This is a genomic window from Roseofilum sp. SBFL (assembly GCF_017746885.1).
Lineage (GTDB): Bacteria > Cyanobacteriota > Cyanobacteriia > Cyanobacteriales > Desertifilaceae > Roseofilum.
Genome location: NZ_JAGHZH010000154.1, coordinates 1 through 16,666, shown reverse-complemented (window position 1 = coordinate 16,666; position 16,666 = coordinate 1). Strand labels below are relative to the sequence as shown.

16 protein-coding genes and 2 pseudogenes are annotated in these 16,666 nt (G+C 43.8%); 8 read left to right on the top strand and 10 right to left on the bottom strand.

All coding sequences use genetic code 11. The features are described 5' to 3' along the window. The 3 genes from J7545_RS16230 to J7545_RS16220 form a co-directional block, all read right to left on the bottom strand. Positions 1-504 (bottom strand): serine/threonine protein kinase (locus tag J7545_RS16230; RefSeq protein WP_318719856.1); only part of this gene is annotated, 504 nt, incomplete at its 3' end. A gap of 272 nt (positions 505-776) precedes the next feature. Further along, positions 777-2,147 carry a response regulator gene (locus tag J7545_RS16225; RefSeq protein WP_318719855.1) on the bottom strand — a complete coding sequence of 457 codons (1,371 nt, stop codon included), beginning with the start codon at positions 2,145-2,147 and terminating at the stop codon, positions 777-779. 11 nt (positions 2,148-2,158) lie between these two features. Next, positions 2,159-5,578, bottom strand: a complete 3,420-nt coding sequence (locus J7545_RS16220) for an amino acid permease (protein ID WP_318719854.1) — start codon at positions 5,576-5,578, stop codon at positions 2,159-2,161. A gap of 442 nt (positions 5,579-6,020) precedes the next feature. Here J7545_RS16220 and J7545_RS16215 point away from each other — a divergent pair, with 442 nt between their 5' ends. The 4 genes and pseudogenes from J7545_RS16215 to J7545_RS16200 all read left to right on the top strand — a co-directional run. Further along, positions 6,021-7,019 carry a sulfite exporter TauE/SafE family protein gene (locus J7545_RS16215; RefSeq protein WP_318699343.1) on the top strand — a complete coding sequence of 333 codons (999 nt, stop codon included), beginning with the start codon at positions 6,021-6,023 and terminating at the stop codon, positions 7,017-7,019. A gap of 86 nt (positions 7,020-7,105) precedes the next feature. Next, entirely contained in the window at positions 7,106-8,491 is a 1,386-nt protein-coding gene (locus tag J7545_RS16210) for a TerD family protein (protein WP_318699344.1), read from the top strand. 8 nt (positions 8,492-8,499) lie between these two features. Then, positions 8,500-9,123, top strand: a complete 624-nt coding sequence (locus tag J7545_RS16205) for a pseudouridine synthase (RefSeq protein WP_318699345.1) — start codon at positions 8,500-8,502, stop codon at positions 9,121-9,123. 122 nt (positions 9,124-9,245) lie between these two features. After that, positions 9,246-9,362: pseudogene (locus tag J7545_RS16200) on the top strand (element excision factor XisH family protein); the annotation flags it as partial. A 145-nt stretch (positions 9,363-9,507) separates the two neighbouring features. Here J7545_RS16200 and J7545_RS16195 read toward each other — a convergent pair. Further along, positions 9,508-9,714, bottom strand: coding sequence for a hypothetical protein (locus tag J7545_RS16195; protein WP_318699346.1), 207 nt, complete (start codon positions 9,712-9,714; stop codon positions 9,508-9,510). Between the two features lie 146 nt (positions 9,715-9,860). Between J7545_RS16195 and J7545_RS24145 the strand changes: the two are divergent. Further along, a pseudogene (locus J7545_RS24145) lies at positions 9,861-10,750 on the top strand (aldo/keto reductase). 180 nt (positions 10,751-10,930) lie between these two features. On the opposite strand, the gene J7545_RS16180 reads toward J7545_RS24145, so the two are convergent. Continuing rightward, the gene (locus J7545_RS16180) at positions 10,931-11,386 is read right to left on the bottom strand and encodes a molybdenum cofactor biosynthesis protein MoaE (RefSeq protein WP_318699349.1); all 456 of its coding nucleotides are present in this window, start codon (positions 11,384-11,386) and stop codon (positions 10,931-10,933) included. A gap of 36 nt (positions 11,387-11,422) precedes the next feature. On the opposite strand from J7545_RS16180, the gene J7545_RS16175 reads away from it, so the two are divergent. Together J7545_RS16175 and J7545_RS16170 are read left to right on the top strand one after the other, a co-directional pair. Further along, positions 11,423-11,866: a VOC family protein gene (locus J7545_RS16175; RefSeq protein WP_318699350.1), complete on the top strand. Its 444-nt coding sequence runs from the start codon at positions 11,423-11,425 to the stop codon at positions 11,864-11,866. A 27-nt stretch (positions 11,867-11,893) separates the two neighbouring features. Then, positions 11,894-12,874 carry an aldo/keto reductase gene (locus J7545_RS16170; RefSeq protein WP_318699351.1) on the top strand — a complete coding sequence of 327 codons (981 nt, stop codon included), beginning with the start codon at positions 11,894-11,896 and terminating at the stop codon, positions 12,872-12,874. Between the two features lie 87 nt (positions 12,875-12,961). On the opposite strand, the gene J7545_RS16165 is transcribed toward J7545_RS16170, so the two are convergent. Beyond that, positions 12,962-13,567: a M23 family metallopeptidase gene (locus J7545_RS16165; protein WP_318699352.1), complete on the bottom strand. Its 606-nt coding sequence runs from the start codon at positions 13,565-13,567 to the stop codon at positions 12,962-12,964. A 211-nt stretch (positions 13,568-13,778) separates the two neighbouring features. Between J7545_RS16165 and J7545_RS16160 the strand changes: the two genes are divergently transcribed. Continuing rightward, positions 13,779-14,135: a DUF6464 family protein gene (locus tag J7545_RS16160; protein WP_318699353.1), complete on the top strand. Its 357-nt coding sequence runs from the start codon at positions 13,779-13,781 to the stop codon at positions 14,133-14,135. A gap of 20 nt (positions 14,136-14,155) precedes the next feature. Here the strand turns inward: J7545_RS16160 and puuE are convergent, their stop codons facing one another. The 4 genes from puuE to J7545_RS16140 all read right to left on the bottom strand — a co-directional run bounded on the left by puuE (position 14,156) and on the right by J7545_RS16140 (position 16,419). Continuing rightward, complete coding sequence (gene puuE, locus J7545_RS16155) at positions 14,156-15,067, bottom strand: allantoinase PuuE (protein WP_318699354.1); 912 nt, start codon at positions 15,065-15,067, stop codon at positions 14,156-14,158. Positions 15,068-15,112: 45 nt separating this feature from the next. Beyond that, positions 15,113-15,469 (bottom strand): slr1659 superfamily regulator, encoded by a 357-nt coding sequence (locus J7545_RS16150; protein ID WP_413038728.1) that lies wholly within the window; start codon positions 15,467-15,469, stop codon positions 15,113-15,115. A gap of 84 nt (positions 15,470-15,553) precedes the next feature. Then, on the bottom strand, positions 15,554-16,129 hold the full coding sequence (locus tag J7545_RS16145) for a DUF6272 family protein (RefSeq protein ID WP_318699356.1): 576 nt from the start codon (positions 16,127-16,129) through the stop codon (positions 15,554-15,556). Between the two features lie 143 nt (positions 16,130-16,272). After that, entirely contained in the window at positions 16,273-16,419 is a 147-nt protein-coding gene (locus tag J7545_RS16140) for a diguanylate cyclase domain-containing protein (protein ID WP_318719853.1), read from the bottom strand. Positions 16,420-16,666 lie beyond the last annotated feature (247 nt).

Below are 16,666 nucleotides of genomic sequence, written 5' to 3'. Positions count from 1 at the left end.
GACGTTGAAGTTTTTGATTTCTTGGGCTTCACGAGGTAGCAGGGAGGCTATGCTGAAGTCAATTAATTTCACCTGTTGCGTTTCGGGTTGAATCAGGATGTTAGCTGGTTTAATATCTTTGTGGATCACTTGTTGGCGATCGAGTTCTTGTAGGATTTCAGCAAGTTGGATGGCTATATCTAAATAGTTTTCTAGGTCTAAGGATTGCTCTTTTGCTATTGCTTTGTCTAGAGCGATCGCCCCCAAATCTTCCATAACTAGGGCGTAACCATTGCCATAGCGCTCTAAGCTTAGGGGGACGACAATACTGGTGGGGTTTAGGTTTTTGGCAATGGCATACTGGTTGCGGAACTGTACCAGTTCGCTAAAACTGGGGTGGGAGTTGCGTAACAATTTGATTACGACGTTTAGGGAGTCGGATAGGCGTTTTCCTTGATAGACTAGGGTTCGCTCTCCTTCATAGATTTTTGAGCCAATTTGATAGCCAGGAAGTGTTGGGGTCATTAGTCTAGTCTTTATTAGGGATAGCGATCGCCAAAGAAGTGCCTTTGTCCTGTTCAGAAGTATAGTTTACTTCTGCTGGTGGTACGGGTCTGCTTTACCTAATTTCATCAACAGGTAACTTCAAGACCATTTGTCTATGTACTTTTGGCGAAATTTAGATTATAGCCTTTATATTTAGATTCCAGTAGAGATCGCGATCGCTCCTGCGTGGCGATCCCATTCCTCCTATCTTGCTGAAGAGTCCATAACCTGGTTTTGGCGATCGCACTAACCTATCCATTTTTTGTCTCTGTATCATTTAATTCAGGAATAGTAATCGTAAATTCACTCCCTTTACCCAATTCCGATCTGAAAGCTATTGTCCCACCATGTTGTTCTTGGACAATTTTGTAGGCGATCGCCAGTCCCAACCCTGTACCTTTTCCCACCGCCTTCGTTGTAAATCCTTGCTCGAATATTTTCGTTTTCACCTCTTCTGGCATTCCCCTGCCATTATCCACAATTCTAACGATTATACATTTTTTATCTTGACTAAATTCTGTGCTTATAGTAATGCAATTGGGTTTCGTTTCAATTTCTGTAAATGGTTTTCCTGCATTGCTTTCATCCAAGGCATCAATAGCATTAGACAAAAGATTCATAAATACTTGATTGATGGGGCCAACATAACAGTTCATTTCAGGAATATCGCCATAGTTTTTCACGATCTCAATAGCGGGTCGTTCTTCATTGGCTTTCAGTCGATATTTGAGAATTAAGAGAGTGCTATCTAGACCCTCATGGAGATTGAATTTAACTTTTTCACCAGCATCACTGCGAGAAAAAGTTCGCAACGACGTACTAATATTTTGAATGCGATCGCATCCCGTTTGCATCGATTCAATCAGTTTAGGAAAATCTTCCCGAATAAAATCAGGATCAAAATCTTCAATCTCCTCCAGAATTGACTCAGGAGGGGACGTGTTTTCTTGATAGAGAGCCAGAATTTCGAGCAAGTCTTGCAAATAGTCTTGTGCAGCACCGATATTCCCACCAATAAAACAGAGAGGATTATTAATTTCGTGGGCGACTCCTGCCACTAACTGACCTAATGTAGCCATTTTTTCACCTTGGACTAATTGCAGTTGGGCTTCTTGAAGTTGCTCTAAGCGTCGGCACAATTCTTGGTTGGTCTGTTGCAGTAGCACATTTTGTTCCGCTAATTTTAGATCTTGAAGTGCATTTTTTTGCTGTAATTCCTGTTGTAAGCGGTGCAAAGAGAGATGGGTTTTTACCCTCGCCCAAACCTCTTCCGCCTGAAACGGCTTAGTAATATAATCGACTCCACCGACTTCAAAGGCCTTCAATTTGTCCAGCACTTCATCAAAAGCACTGACGAAAATCACCGGAATATCTCGCGTTCTTTCATCCTCTTTGAGATGCTGACAGACTTGGTAGCCATCCATCTCTGGCATGGAAATATCCAGTAATATCAGGTCTGGATAGTCTAAATGAATGCCTTGGAGGGCTAACTTACCGCTCGGAATGGGTCTAACGGTGTATCCTTTCTCTGATAACAAACCCATCAATAGTTGTAAGTTAGCGGGAGTATCATCAATAATTAAGATATTGCCTGAATCGCCGTTCATTTGCTCACTATTCATAGAGGTTTATATTATTCGGTCAGTAAATTTAGAATTTTCTGATAGTCAAAGCGATCGCAACATGCTTTGATCGCCTGAGCTAAAGGGGGATCGTCAGCAGCAATCTCGTCTAGAACTATGGCCAACAGCTTAAGATTGCCCGTGAGTAACAATTCCTGTAATTGTTGCCGGAGAGTCTCTGGGAGTTCCATCAACGCTTCTCGGGTTAATCTATTTTCTGTGGAAGTTGCACTGGAAGTGTCAATTTCTTCGGGGCCTTCATAAACATAGCGCACCCCTAAATGGTTCTGTATAGCCTCCAGGATTTCTTCTTGTCGAAATGGTTTGCGTAGAAAGTCATCGCAGCCAGCAGAGACGACCACTGCTCTCTCTTCTTCTAAGACACTAGCAGTTAGGGCAATAATTACCGTATTTTGTCCTTTAATTGTGGTTTTAATCCGGCGTGTTGCTTCGTATCCATCCAGAACTGGCATCCTCATATCCATCCAAATCAAGTGGGGTTCCCAATTGCGCCAAGTTTCTATGGCTTCTTTACCATTGCTGGCTTCTTTAAGTTCAAACCCCAAGGGAGATAGCAATTGGTTTAATAACTTGCGATTCAAAGGCTTGTCATCGACCAGTAAAATCCGGTAGCGAGGTTGACCGGGTTCGAGGGCGATAACATGCTGTTTGGGTTTGCGCGCTTCGACTTGGTCTTGTTTTATAGGAATAGCGTTGATATCAAATTGAAAGACTGTGCCTTTTCCAACCTGGGAGCGAACTGTCAGCTCACCTCCCATCAATTGGACAAAGGAACGGCTGATCGTTAGGCCTAATCCGGTTCCCTCTTGGGCCTTTTTGCCGCTGGTGGTTTGGGAAAATGCTTCAAAGAGCTGGTCTAATTCTTGTTCTGCAATTCCAGCTCCGGTATCTTCTACTTCAAAAATTAGTTTAACCTGGGTATCAGAGTAGGTGGAACTAGGTGCGACTCTCACCGATACTCCTCCCGTTTCTGTGAATTTAATAGCATTGTTAATCAAGTTAATCAGAATTTGGCGCACTTTGAGTTCATCGGTACAAATATACCGGTTTAAATCCGGCTCCCATTCTATTCCTAAGTGTAGCCCTTTTGCCTCTGCTTTCAAGTGTAGTAAATCTTCTATATCGGAGAGTAAGCGATACAAATCAAAGTTCTTGGGATTCAGAGTGGTTCGTCCAGCTTCAATTTTCGAGAGGTCGAGAACATTGTTAATTAAGGTGAGTAGATGTTCTCCACTACGGTTGATAATGCTCACGTTTTCTTGGTGTTCTTCTGGCAGGGTTGGGGAGCGAATCATCAGTTGGGAAAAACCGAGAATGGCATTGAGGGGCGTTCTCAGTTCGTGACTCATGCTGGCAATAAAGTTGCTTTTTGCAGCGCTGGCAGTATCGGCTTTTTCTTTGGCAAGTTGGAGTTCGGCAGTGCGCTCTTCAACTCTCAATTCTAATTGTTGCGCTTGCTCTCTGAGTTGGGACTCTGATTTTCGTAGGGCAGTTTCAGCTTGTTTTTGTTCAGTAATATCTCGCAGAATAATGACATTTTCTTCAAAAAAGTTGTGGGTTAATTCTGAGGTGGACATTTCTAGGACGATCGCCCGTTCCCCTAAGATTAATTGCTGTTCGCTCAATCGCGGCCAGCGTTCTACAGTATCCGGCAAATTTCTTAGATAGTCTTTGAGGGGGCGGCCGATCAGGTCGCGTCTATCGGTTTCAAACAATGCGGTCATGGCTGGGTTAACTTGGCGAATGACTCCCAGGCGGTCGATCGCTCCGATGGCATCTTGGGCAATGGTAAATAAAAGTTCTGCTTGTTCTCTGGCTTCGGCAATTCTAGCAACTTGAGGTAAGCTTGTCCAACAGGCGATCGCTACTCCTACAAATCCCACTGTTAAGATAACAATCACCAGCACGCTATTTCGGATCTCTGGGGGCAGCCAGTGGAATCGAGAACTCATCAACCAACCGAGTGCTGCTGCCCCGCAAACGAGAAAGATCAATACCGAGACTTGAAGCCCAACAAAATCATTAAAATCTCCGGCTGGCCTCATTTGATAGCGCTTGTTCCACCAAGTGGGCTGAAAAATGGGCAGTTTTAAGGACAATCGATCGATCGCGCGATCGCCTAAAATCAGTACGATTGGGATGGCTAAACCCACACAAAAATCAGTCACGCTCCAAGCTAAACCGCCAACCACCAGCACCAGGGTTTCGACGATCAGAAAACCGAGAGACCACCACGGCCAAAGCACTTCGGGCTTTTCACGATTGAGCCATAGTCCCAGATGAAGCACCATCATGGAAACGAGATAGCCAATTCCGGTGATGGAGATAATCCGCAAAACATTTCCCCAAATTAAGCAAGCGATGCTAATGATTAATGTGGCAGTGAGGGCAGGCCCTAAAACGCCTCGACGGGAAACCACGCCAAATACTGGGGAAATATAGTCATCAAGAGCAAGTTGGTAGAGAACTCTAGCACTTAGGGCGACTGTGGTGGCACAACTGAGCAAAGAGGCAAAGGCAATAAGCAATACAATTAATACGGTGGCCGAGTCTCCCCAAAAGGACTGAGCGCTTTGGATCAGGTTGAGCAGAGTATCGTCTCCGAATGTGAGATCTCTATCCAATCTCATAACCACCCAAGAGCCGCCAATATAGACAATGGGCAATAGTCCAGCGGTCAGTTTCAGATAGTGGAGTGCTGAACTGGGTTGGCGACTATCAGCAATAAAGGCCGTTGCACCTTCACTACCATAAACAGCATAGACGGCGACTAAATACCATTTTGCCCATTCTACTGGCGCGAAAGGAGACCAGCGATCGGGGAAAAAGCCTGGACTGTCCGGAGACAGAACTAACCACCCCAATCCCTGAATCGCAAAAACTAGGAGGAAGCCGATCGCCGGCAGCATAAAGATCAGGTGTAGAATGGCTAGGGCGCGGTTGCCACTGAACGCTAAGATAAAGGCAATTAAGGTAAAGCCAATATTGAGAGCTGTATTGGGGATCTCAATGCTATAGGGCGTTAGGAGCGCTGCAATTAAATCCGTCAAAACAATAGCATTAATGGGAATCAGAGCTGCCCAACTAATGAAGTAACCACTGGCTGCATATAAACCCAAACCTGGATAAGACTTTAGCAAGCGGGTTGCGTAGTTGGATGTGCCGCCTGACATCTCCGGCCAATAACTGCCCAACCGAGCTAATTGGAGATTGAGTAAGATCGCCACAATAACAGCAGGTAACCAAACCCATAGTGCTTGAGGGCCTAAAGCATAATCCATTCCAATCACCGTTCCCGGCCAGACTAATAATCCCGTCAGGCTAAATCCAAAATCTTCTAAGCGACTAAAACTACGAGTTAGCCGCATGGTTAGTTTCTGATGTTGAGGTTGTGCGACTAAGCGGGACATAGGCTAGAGTAGCAATTATTTTAGTTTCCCAGAAGTAAATAAATACTTGAATCTGGATCGGGTCAATCGGCTGACTATGGATGGGTTCACCAGCTAGCAGCCAGTAGAATAGCGAATAGGGCACGCTGGACAATGGGCAAAAGATTGTATGGCTTAGGGTCTAAGGCTTGAAGCCAGACTCTATAGAAGCAAGAAATGTTATAAACTTTTCTCCCATAGTTGCTCTAACTCTTTTTACTCCCTAGCATCTAGCTCAGTCAAGATATAGCACTTTCCGTTGGGAGTGGGTCATGGAGATGAGAGCGAAGGGCGTTTCATGGCCATCGGCGATCGCCTTGAGGATAATTGTGTTAGCTTAATCTGGAGTTCTCGTTCACTCTTCGACATACCCAGTCGTCAAAAAACTCTATTTTTTATTCAATAATTTAACAGGACTAAAGACTTGAACTCCCCTAATAAGATCTCGATTCGCAAACGCACCGTCACGATCTGTATCGCCGTTACAGTTTGGACAATCTGGTTAAGCTTACTCGGTATCGAGCGAGCTGTTTCTTATGTTATGGAGTATTGGGAAATTGCTTTAACGATGATCTTTGGATCGGCAGTTGCCGGAGGAACAAGTCTGGGAGGAGCAGCAGTTATTTTTCCTGTATTTACTAAGATTTTACATATTGACCCCTCAGAGGCTAAAATATTTTCCTTAGCCATTCAAAGTATCGGCATAACAGCCGCCGCCATAGGGATCGTCTTGACCGGCATTCGAGTCGATTGGCGGGTTATTTGTTGGGGCAGTATTGGAGGTCTAATCGGTATGGTTTTCGGTGCAATTTTATTAGCCCCTATTTTGCCTCCAGATGTAATAAAAATGTCATTTACAGTTCTACTCGCTAGTTTTGGGATTACCTTATTAGCCTTAAACCGATTACCGAGAGAAGTCCATCTAGGGATGCCAATCTGGACAGCAAACGAGCGAATCATCTGGCTACTCGCTGGAACTATGGGCGGAATCATTAGTAGTCTAGTCGGTAGTGGAATTAATATATTTTGTTTTTCTGTGATGGTGATTCTCTTTCGATTTTGCGAAAGAGTTGCTACGCCAACTTCTGTAATGTTGATGGCCACAAATGCTGTTTTTGGATTTGCGTTTTATGCCTGGGTATTGAATGATTTTATAGAGCCTGTTCGGAGTTACTGGTTGGCGGCAGTTCCTGTAGTTGTGGTAGGCGCTCCCCTGGGGGCAATATTATCTTCTCTCTTAAATCGGCAAACCCTTGCTAATATAGTAATTGGCTTGATTGCTATAGAAATCATTAGTTCTTTATTGCTGGTGGAGATGAGTTCACTCGCTATCTATTCTAGCTTAATTGCTATGATGTTTTTTTCAGGTCTGAATTACTGGATGTACCGGACTAATATCTATAGTAAGGAATCAGTTAATTAGGACAGTTGGGTTCTGTTTTGAGGCAATAGGCACGAATGGCAATAGGCAATAATCGTAAAATAGAAAAGATATTCGAGATTCAATCTATGACTACTGAATTAACAAAAGGCGCACGGTTTAATCTGTCTCAAACTTATCCTCATGTGCAACAACTTCAGATTGAGGTGGGTTGGAGCGCCACAAAAGCAGGATATGATATTGATGGCTCGGTATTTATGTTAGGGGCGAATGGACTGATTCCCGCCGAAGAATATTTTGTATTTTATAATAATGCCCGATCGCCCGATCGCGCTTTGCAACGACTAGAAGATTCTCGAGAAGGTCGGCAAAGCTTTATGCTTGATTTGAGTCAAATCAGCCCGGTGATTACTGAACTGGTGTTTGTGGTCACTATTCATGAAGGAGTGGAGAAAAAGCAAAGTTTTGGTCACATTGACCAAGCATTTATGGCGATCTCCAATCCCCAAACCCAGGAAGAATTAGCCCGTTATGCTTTAACTGAGGCATTTACTTCAGAAACAGCCCTAGAATTTGGTCGCATTTATCAGAAAGGAGGGCAATGGCGTTTTCATGCCCTTGGTCAAGGGTATGATTCTGGATTACAAGGCTTTTTAGACCAATATCATCAAGAAGGAGCTACCCCACCCGCTCCTCCTCCTCCTGCTCCCGAATCCACCCGCAGAGCAAAAGCGGTTGAATTAGAGAAGAAATTGGAAAAGGAAGCGCCTCTCTTATTCGATTTAGTCAAAAAAGCTGATATTTCTTTGCAAAAGGCAAATTTAACCAACCATCAAGCACAAGTTGCTCTTTGTTTAGATGTTTCTGGTTCTATGTACTCACTCTATCACTCCGGTAAAATTCAACGGTTAGCGGAAAAAATATTAGCCCTCGGTTGTCGGTTTGATGATGATGGAGCGATTAAGATTTTCTTGTTTGCCGGAAATTCCCAGGATATGGGCGAGATGACGGTAGAGAACTTCCATAATTTTATCGGTCAAGCTCAAAATCAATATCGAGGTTCAGGAGGAACTAACTATTCTCCAGCATTGCAAGCCATTAGGAATACTTATTTTCCTGATGCCAGAGGTGGAAATCGGCGATCGCCATTGAAGGCTAATGTCCCTGTTTACGTGATGTTTGTCACCGATGGACAACCGTTCGATCGCGACCCGTCCGAACAACAGTTACAATGGTCATCCTATGAGCCGATTTTCTGGCAATTTATGGCGATTGGGAAATCGAGTAAAGATGTCAAATCCAAGCGTGGGGGCATTTTAGGCTTTTTGAGCGGCGGCAGTCAATTTGAGTTTTTAGAAAATTTGGATGATTTGGAGGGACGATATATCGATAATGCCGATTTCTTCAGTGTAGAAGACCCGGAGGCGATCGCCGACCAAGACTTGTACGATCTACTGATGACAGAATATCCCAACTGGCTCAAAACTGCCGGCGATCGCGGTTTACTACCCTAGTGATACCCATGAAATCTGCTTCTAGCGGCGATCGGCCTCAGCGCCATATCCTGTTTTACAAACCCTACAACGTTCTCTGTCAATTCACGGATGATAATCCCCATACCCAAGGCAAATCAGCCAGAGAAACACTAAAAGATTATATACCTGTTCCTGGGGTTTATCCCGTGGGTAGATTAGACCGGGATAGTGAAGGGTTGCTGCTCTTAACTAATGATGGCATTCTACAGCATCGTCTTTCTGACCCGCGCTATGGCCATCCGCGCACCTACTGGGTACAAGTAGAACGCATTCCTGACGACCAAGACTTAAATCCCCTGCGTCAAGGCATCAAGCTCAAAGACGGTAAAACTCGGCCTGCCCAAGTACAAATTATCCCTGAACCGAATCTTCCAGAACGCAATCCACCGATTCGCTACCGGAAAACTGTCCCCACAGCTTGGTTAGAAATTACACTCACTGAAGGGCGCAACCGTCAGGTACGGCGGATGACAGCAGCGGTAGGATATCCGACATTAAGATTAGTGCGGGTTTCCTTAGCAGGGTTAGGAGTAGGAGCTTTAAACCCTGGCCAATGGCGCGATTTGACCTCGGAAGAAGTAAACAATATAGCAAGGAACTCGTTAAGTTAGGATAGCTAAATTGTGGTTTTAGGGAACAAGTAATAGAAAATGTCTTCATTCTCCCCTCTCTTGCTATACAAAATCAGTGGGCAGAAAGCACAAACAACCAGACATGATAATTTGTTGATTTAGGAGTGACGAAATTAATGGCGGCTCGTAAAGCGAAAGAAAAAATTGTTGTTGAAATTAAAGGATTTACGAACCCTTCGGCGATCGCTGATTTAAGAATAAATTTTGGGGCAATATAGCGCTTTGCGCTAGGGAATAGGGAATAGGCTTTTGGTACATAGCTTTGAGGAATCAATACTGTCCCTCATAACAGCGCTTTGCGCTGTATTTGATTGATACTGAAGCGTTGGAAACACTGCTCTTAGGAAAGCAGAGCGTTGTAGTTTAATCTACCACTCGTAGACGACCTTGGCGTAATCCTTCAAATACCCGATCGATTTGGCGTTGATCGGCAAAACTTAGGGCATCTTTGGATAACAATAATCTCATAAAACTTTCTTGATCGGCGCGAGAAATTTGGCGAGTTTCAAAAATTCGCTCTATAATTTGCTCAAGATTTAGTGTTGATGGACTGGCTAAACTCGTTTTCATCTCAATTCTATCGATAAATAGGAAACTTAAGAGGATTAGATCGCACCGTCAGATTGAAGAACAGGCGACATGCTCCTGGAGATGCTAAAGGAACCTTTTAGTTAAATTATACTGGATTTTAGAAAATAGTGCAGGGAGGTCAAGGGATGAAACGACGAACTTTTTTCCTGATAAGTAGCGCGATCGCCTCTTTAGGCGCAACTCTAAGTGCCCTAAGTCGCTCTTCTTCCCGCTCTCGAGTAGTTTTGCCTAATTCAGGAACTCCTTTACCGGAGCGAATTTTGGGCAAAACGGGGGAGAGCTTACCGGTTTTTGGCTTAGGGGGAGCAGGAAAAACGCCCCTATCCTGGAATGGAGCAGAATCAGAAGCGATCGCAATTATTGAACGGGCACTAGAATTAGGAATTCGTTATTTTGATACAGCCCCCAGTTATGGCCCTAGTGAAAATTATTTAGGAAAAGTTTTACCATCCTATCGATCCCAAGTATTCTTAACCACGAAAACGGCTGCTCGCGATCGCGATGGCGCTTGGCGAGAGTTAGAACAATCTTTGAAGCGTTTGCAAACCGACTATTTGGATGCTTGGCAATTTCACCATGTCTCTTTTGGAGAAGAATTGGATCGCATACAGCGCTTTGCGCTGTTATGAGGGACAGTATTGAATCCTCAAAGCTATGTACCAAAAGCCTATTCCCTATTCCCTATTCCCTATTCCCTAGCGCGAAGCGCTATATCCCCACAATTTTACCCGTTGCCCAACAAAAAAACGTTGGCGTTATAGCAATGAAAATTCCTGCCTATGGCAAACTTTTAGAACCCGGAAGATTAACCGGTATGGATCAAGCCCTAGGCTATGTTTTATCCCAACCTGGAATTCATTCCTGTATTGTTGCCGCTGAACATGTCACTCAACTTGAAGAAAATGTTAAAGTTGCCCAAGCCTTTCAATCCCTATCCTTAGAAAAACTCGAAGCCATTGAAAAACTTACCGCGGAAACTTGGCAAGAAACCACATTTTTCCGCCGTTGGACTTAATGAAATTTAATGATTAATTTATTGACTTCTATTGACTCTCATGGTACGAAACAAGATATTCTCTTATGGTGAAGTCAAATAGGCTATGTTTGATCGAATTAAAAACCAAGCCCAAGAAAGAGCTAACGATACAAAAGAGAGGTAATACCAATAGGGGCGAAAAGTTTTTGTTTTTCGCCCCTATTGTCTTTTGTCTGACTTCTGCGAGAAGCCTACCGAAGGTTTCACCCAACTTTGTGTTCCATCTGCCCAACATTCGTGTTTCCAGATGGGAGCATCTTCTTTGAGCGCATCAATGGCATACTGACAAGCAGCAAAAGCTTCTGCTCGGTGAGGACTACCCACCGCAATAATCACACTCACTTCACCAATTTCCAAATATCCTAATCGATGGTGAATCACCACTCGATTTACGCTAGGATAGGCTTGATGAATACGTTGGGAAATCTGCTTAAAGATTTCTAGAGCCATCGGTTCATAGGCTTGATAATCTAGAGCCATCACCGGTTTACCTTCGGTTTGATTGCGAACCATACCGCTCATCAGGGAGATCGCCCCATTGCCGGGATCTTCTGCTAAATGATACACTTCCTCTAACGAGAGGCGATCGCGAGTAATCTTAAACTGTTCTAACATAACACCATAGCCATCATTCACTAAACCTATCTAAACATGAACTCCCCGCCCCTCCTCCAAGGTCACCTGAAAACCGTCCATCATATTGCCCTCAACGTCAAAAACATGGATGCTTCCCGGAATTTTTACGGTCAAATCCTAGGCTTAGAAGAACTCACTGGCGAACAAGTCCCCGAAACTCTCATTAAGCTCGTCGCTACTGGAAAAGTCGCCAACTTTCGCACTCCTGATGGCATCATTATAGACCTATTTTGGGAACCCGAATTATCTCCTCCAGACCCCAATCCCAAAACCCAATTTACTCGCGCCAACCATCTCGCCTTTGACATCGCCCCAGAAGACTTCGATCGTGCCATTTCTGTCCTCCAGCATCATCAAGTAGCGATCGATCGCGGCCCCGTCAGTCGCCCCACAGGACGTGGCATTTACTTCTACGATCCCGATGGTTTCCTCGTCGAAATTCGCTGCGATCCTCATTAATTATTTTATCAGACTTTACCCTTAAAAATGGCAAGCACTTCCACCTTATCTTTACCCAAAATGGGATGCGGAACCTGGGCATGGGGCAATCGATTACTCTGGCAATATGACCCTACCATGGATCGAGACTTACAAAAAGTCTTTAATCTCTGTGTGAGTAATGGCATTACCCTATTCGACACTGGAGATTCTTACGGAACCGGTAAATTCAATGGCCAAAGTGAAAAGCTCCTCGGACAATTTGCCCAAGGGTGTATTGCTGCCAATATTGATAGTCTTTGTATCGCCACAAAACTCGCCCCTTATCCTTGGCGCTTAACCCGAAATGCCATGGTGCAAGCCGGAGAATCATCTGCTCAACGCTTGCAACGACCCATTGATTTAGTGCAAATGCATTGGTCTACTGCTAATTATGCCCCTTGGCAAGAATGGGCCCTCTTAGATGGGTTAGCTGATTTATATGAACAGGGAAAAGCAAAAGCAGTGGGTTTATCCAATTATGGGCCCAAACGATTACAGAAAGTAGTCAAACATTTGCACAACAGAGGGATTTCTGTTCTCACCCTACAGGTACAATATTCTCTCTTATCCACCGCTCCAGTGACCCAACTCAATCTGAAAGCAGTCTGTGATGATTTGGGCATTCAACTAATTGCCTATAGTCCCTTAGCGTTAGGACTGTTAACCGGGAAATATACGGAATCTGGCCCCCTACCCCAAGGACTGCGTAAGGGGTTATTTCAGGAGTTATTGCCCCAAGTAAAGCCGGTTTTAGAATGCCTACACGCGATCGCCAAATTTCACCACAAAACGTCCTCACAAGTCGCATTAAATTGGTGTATGGCTAAAGGTACAATTCCCATCCCTGGTGCAAAGAATCCCCGTCAAGCCCAAGAAAATATCGGCGCATTAGGTTGGTCTTTAACCCCTGGGGAAGTCGATGAATTAGATCGAGCGGCTGCGGGATTGAAAAAGGGAATGGTCAAAAATATTTTCCAGACAGGCTAACGGAATAGGGAATAGGGAATAGGGAATGATCTATCTTCGTGTCTCCATGTCCTCATGTCCTCATATCCTCCCCATTCTCCTACTCAGCTATCGTCCAGCAACGCGAGATTGGGACATAGCCAATAAAATCATGCTAGGGTCAACCCATTGACCGGCATATTTCAAACCCCAATGCAAGTGGGGACCACTGGTACGTCCGGTCATACCTACTCTAGCAATGCGATCGCCAGAATTCACCATCTGACCTTCCCAAAGAATAATGCCACCGCCGTAATCGATCAAATAAGGACGACCTTGATGGGTTCTCACCCGTCCCTTGACATGGCAATAAATATGCTCCCAATATCCGGACTCAATCACAATTCCTGTGCCGCAACGATTATCTTCCCACACTTCCACTACCCTTCCAGTCCACCAACTGCGAATATAACTGCCATAGGGAGCGGCTAAATCTAAACCATAATGATAGCCTCCACCACGGGGCCCAAACCGGGACGTATACTCCACAAAATTTTCCACAGGAAATGAAGCACTATTCCAACCCCTCATGGCCGCCATTGGTACCGATTCTACCACCTGGCCTCGATCGATCTCGATACTTTCAGTCGGTAATCCCGTTGCATTCAACCCCAATGTCAGGCTTAAGCCCAAAAACACTTTCCAGAACCCTAATCTACGTTTGCGTGCTACCATGATTCCTCTGTGCGATCGCTCTAGATAATGTACTAAAAAATCTATGTTTAGACCATTCTCATTGCTGTTTCCATCATCCGGATACCCCAGACTATCACTTCAGCTCATCTGCATTTGATAAAAAAATCTAAAATCCCGATGCCCATAACTCATTCAATGCGATACCTTAAAGGATTATTGTACGCAGATTAAGTCATCATCAAGATCATCAATGGAACCTGATTTATTGCCCACAGAGATTATTGTCACCCATCCCCGTGAGAACCTAGGCAAAATTCAACTCGACTGGACTCCCCAACCGGGAAACTATCTTAATGTTGAAGGCAAAACCTATACTGTTCTAGAGCGTCGTCATCGGTATACCCTAAAATCGGGCCAATATCGTTTACACAAAATTGCCCTCTATGTTCAACCTTCCTCCCCTCCCAGAGAACAAAGCTTAGTCGATGGACGGTGGATTATTGGCGATAGTAGTTGTCGCTTTAATGCCTTATCTGAATTAATTCGTTGTGCAGTCTATCCAGAAGGCCCCTGTTCTAGTTGTAGATTCTATGAACAGAGAACTTGATCTATATTAATCTTCATGGTCTAGTCATCGGGATAATGATATTTATGCCAATGACGAGCAATATCTACCCGACGACACATCCAAACCTGCTCGTGCTGTTGCACATAATCTAAAAAGCGAGCCAAAGCTGCCGCTCGTCCAGGTCTTCCTGCTAATCGGCAATGTAGACCAATACTGAGCATTTTGGGACTCTCTTCACCTTCTGCGTACAATAGGTCAAAGGCATCTCGCAGATAAGTAAAAAACTGATTTCCACTATTAAAGCCTTGGTAAGTGGCAAACCGCATATCATTAGTATCTAGAGTATAGGGAATGACCAAGTGGGGCGGGCCATACTCCACAATCCAGTAGGGCAAATCATCAGCATAACTATCTGCATCATACAAAAAACCCCCAGCTTCTATCACCAGTCTACGGGTATGGGGACTCACTCGACCGGTATACCATCCCAAGGGACGAGATCCGGTTACTTGAGTATGGATTTCTATGGCTCTTTCAATATGTTCCCGTTCAGTTTCTTCGCCAATATGTTGATAGTCAATCCAGCGGTAACCATGGGAGGCAATTTCCCAGTCTGCTTGTTTCATGGCAGCTACGGCTTCTGGATTGCGCTCTAAGGCCATGGCTACCCCATAGATGGTGACGGGGATTTGGCGTTTCGTAAACAGGCGATGGAGTCGCCAGAATCCAGCTCTACTTCCATATTCATAGATGGATTCCATGTTCATATTACGAACTCCATCTAAAGGTAATGCACCTATAATTTCTGAAAGAAAAGCTTCAGAATGAGAATCACCATGAAGAATACAGTTTTCTCCACCTTCTTCGTAGTTAATAACAAATTGAACCGCAATTCTGGCTCGATTTGGCCATTGAGGGTCGGGAGGATATTGGCCATAACCGATAAATTCACGAGGAGATTGAGGGAGCATAACAACCGTCCAAATGTTTTATTTTATTTCTACATCTTGCCAAGATTAACTTTGAAGTTCTTCCAGCTCTAAGGTTAACGAAGGCATTAACCGTTGTAAATTTTTCAAAGATTTTCCTTGCCAAGGAATTCCTTTTGATCCTTTGACGACCATTGCCATCTCTTTCTTCTGACGAATTTTAATTACGAATTTTGAGAGCATACTAATTCCCGAACTATTCAGAAATTCTAAGTTTCGTAAATTCAACGTAATCACAGGAGGCTTTTGTTCAGCAATCTCTTCTAAAATTTGCACAATCGGGGCATATTCATCCATACCACTCAACCGTAGAGAGCCTTCAAAACTAATGGTTTTCGTTTCATCATCATAGTATACGTTATAGTCCTCTGTTTTTATTTCGATAGTCATTCATTCATTCTCCTTAGTGTCTATCATTATTTTTGATTGTCTTTAACTACACTTAAAAAGGATTAAGTGTTAATCAATTTAGATGGGGAGTTGTACCATAGTAGTTACTTTAATTACACCAGGATGATCGGGAACTGTTTCAAAGTTCCATCCCAACTTGGCAAAGTAGTCATTAAGCATGGTCAAAAGTCCCAATCCTGAATTAGAGCTGCTCTCTTCTTGGGCACTACTTTCGAGTTGTTCCAGGTATAGAGTTTGAGGATCTCCTTGCTCTATTTTTTTCAAGAACGTTTGGAATTTATTCACCTTTTGACGGGGGATACTGTTCGAGGTGGTAAAGATAATTTTATCTTCTCGCACTTGGAGACGAATACTAATCGGAAATTCTGAAGTTTCGTCGTTAAATTTCATAGCATTTTCTAATAATTCATTGGCAATGTAGCTAACCGCACTCTTGACTTCTGCTTGCTGTTGTTCTGAAATATCATCTTTGGCAGGGAAAAAGGTAGTCAGATAGTCAGCGAGGAAGTCTGCTGATAAGCCATTGTTGCGCCAACGCTGTTTTAAGGGAACAGAGCTGGGGGAAAATCCAATAATTAAGTATTCTGGACTCTCCGGTAAGTCGTCGATATAGTCACCAAAAGTTTCTGCCATTTTTGAATTCACCTTTGACCATTTTTCTTGCTCTATGGATTTAAATATATTGTATAGAGAGTTTCTTTTTTCTCCTTAGATTTGGATAAATGAGACGGGACTTGTTCATTGTACTATGGATATTTGCTTTGAGATCAAGGAAGTTAAGGGTAAAGGATCACCCGATCGCGGCCTTGGTTTTTTGCTTGGTACAAGGCCACATCGGCTGCTTTGATTAATTCTCTAGGGGTAGATCCATGCACAGGATAGCAAGCAATATCTAGAGAAGAGGACTTTATCCCCTGCATCATGACAAAATGTATTATTAAATACTTTAAATGATCGATGTCAATCATCACTACCCCTAAACAAAGGAATTAAGAACCCGTAGATTAAGAAAAACCCTAGAAGCCTTAAGGGCACTTCTATTAATTGACTATACCGTGAATCCATGAGATGATCGAGAAAGAAAAAGAAAGGGAAAAAACATGGGTCAAATGAGTTTTTGGGACGGAGAGAACCGTCAGAAAAAGCTAAATAATAAAAAACCGCTGCTCT

Excerpts from the sequence above, each read along its gene's own strand:
- J7545_RS16160 (WP_318699353.1), top strand. The coding sequence starts at position 13,779 with ATGGAACCTGATTTATTGCCCACAGAGATTATTGTCACCCATCCCCGT.
- J7545_RS16145 (WP_318699356.1), bottom strand. The coding sequence starts at position 16,129 with ATGGCAGAAACTTTTGGTGACTATATCGACGACTTACCGGAGAGTCCA.
- J7545_RS16165 (WP_318699352.1), bottom strand. The coding sequence starts at position 13,567 with ATGGTAGCACGCAAACGTAGATTAGGGTTCTGGAAAGTGTTTTTGGGC.
- J7545_RS16220 (WP_318719854.1), bottom strand. The coding sequence starts at position 5,578 with ATGTCCCGCTTAGTCGCACAACCTCAACATCAGAAACTAACCATGCGG.
- J7545_RS16225 (WP_318719855.1), bottom strand. The coding sequence starts at position 2,147 with ATGAATAGTGAGCAAATGAACGGCGATTCAGGCAATATCTTAATTATT.
- J7545_RS16195 (WP_318699346.1), bottom strand. The coding sequence starts at position 9,714 with ATGAAAACGAGTTTAGCCAGTCCATCAACACTAAATCTTGAGCAAATT.
- J7545_RS16205 (WP_318699345.1), top strand. The coding sequence starts at position 8,500 with ATGAAATCTGCTTCTAGCGGCGATCGGCCTCAGCGCCATATCCTGTTT.
- J7545_RS16170 (WP_318699351.1), top strand. The coding sequence starts at position 11,894 with ATGGCAAGCACTTCCACCTTATCTTTACCCAAAATGGGATGCGGAACC.
- J7545_RS16180 (WP_318699349.1), bottom strand. The coding sequence starts at position 11,386 with ATGTTAGAACAGTTTAAGATTACTCGCGATCGCCTCTCGTTAGAGGAA.
- puuE (WP_318699354.1), bottom strand. The coding sequence starts at position 15,067 with ATGCTCCCTCAATCTCCTCGTGAATTTATCGGTTATGGCCAATATCCT.
- J7545_RS16175 (WP_318699350.1), top strand. The coding sequence starts at position 11,423 with ATGAACTCCCCGCCCCTCCTCCAAGGTCACCTGAAAACCGTCCATCAT.
- J7545_RS16140 (WP_318719853.1), bottom strand. The coding sequence starts at position 16,419 with ATGATGCAGGGGATAAAGTCCTCTTCTCTAGATATTGCTTGCTATCCT.
- J7545_RS16210 (WP_318699344.1), top strand. The coding sequence starts at position 7,106 with ATGACTACTGAATTAACAAAAGGCGCACGGTTTAATCTGTCTCAAACT.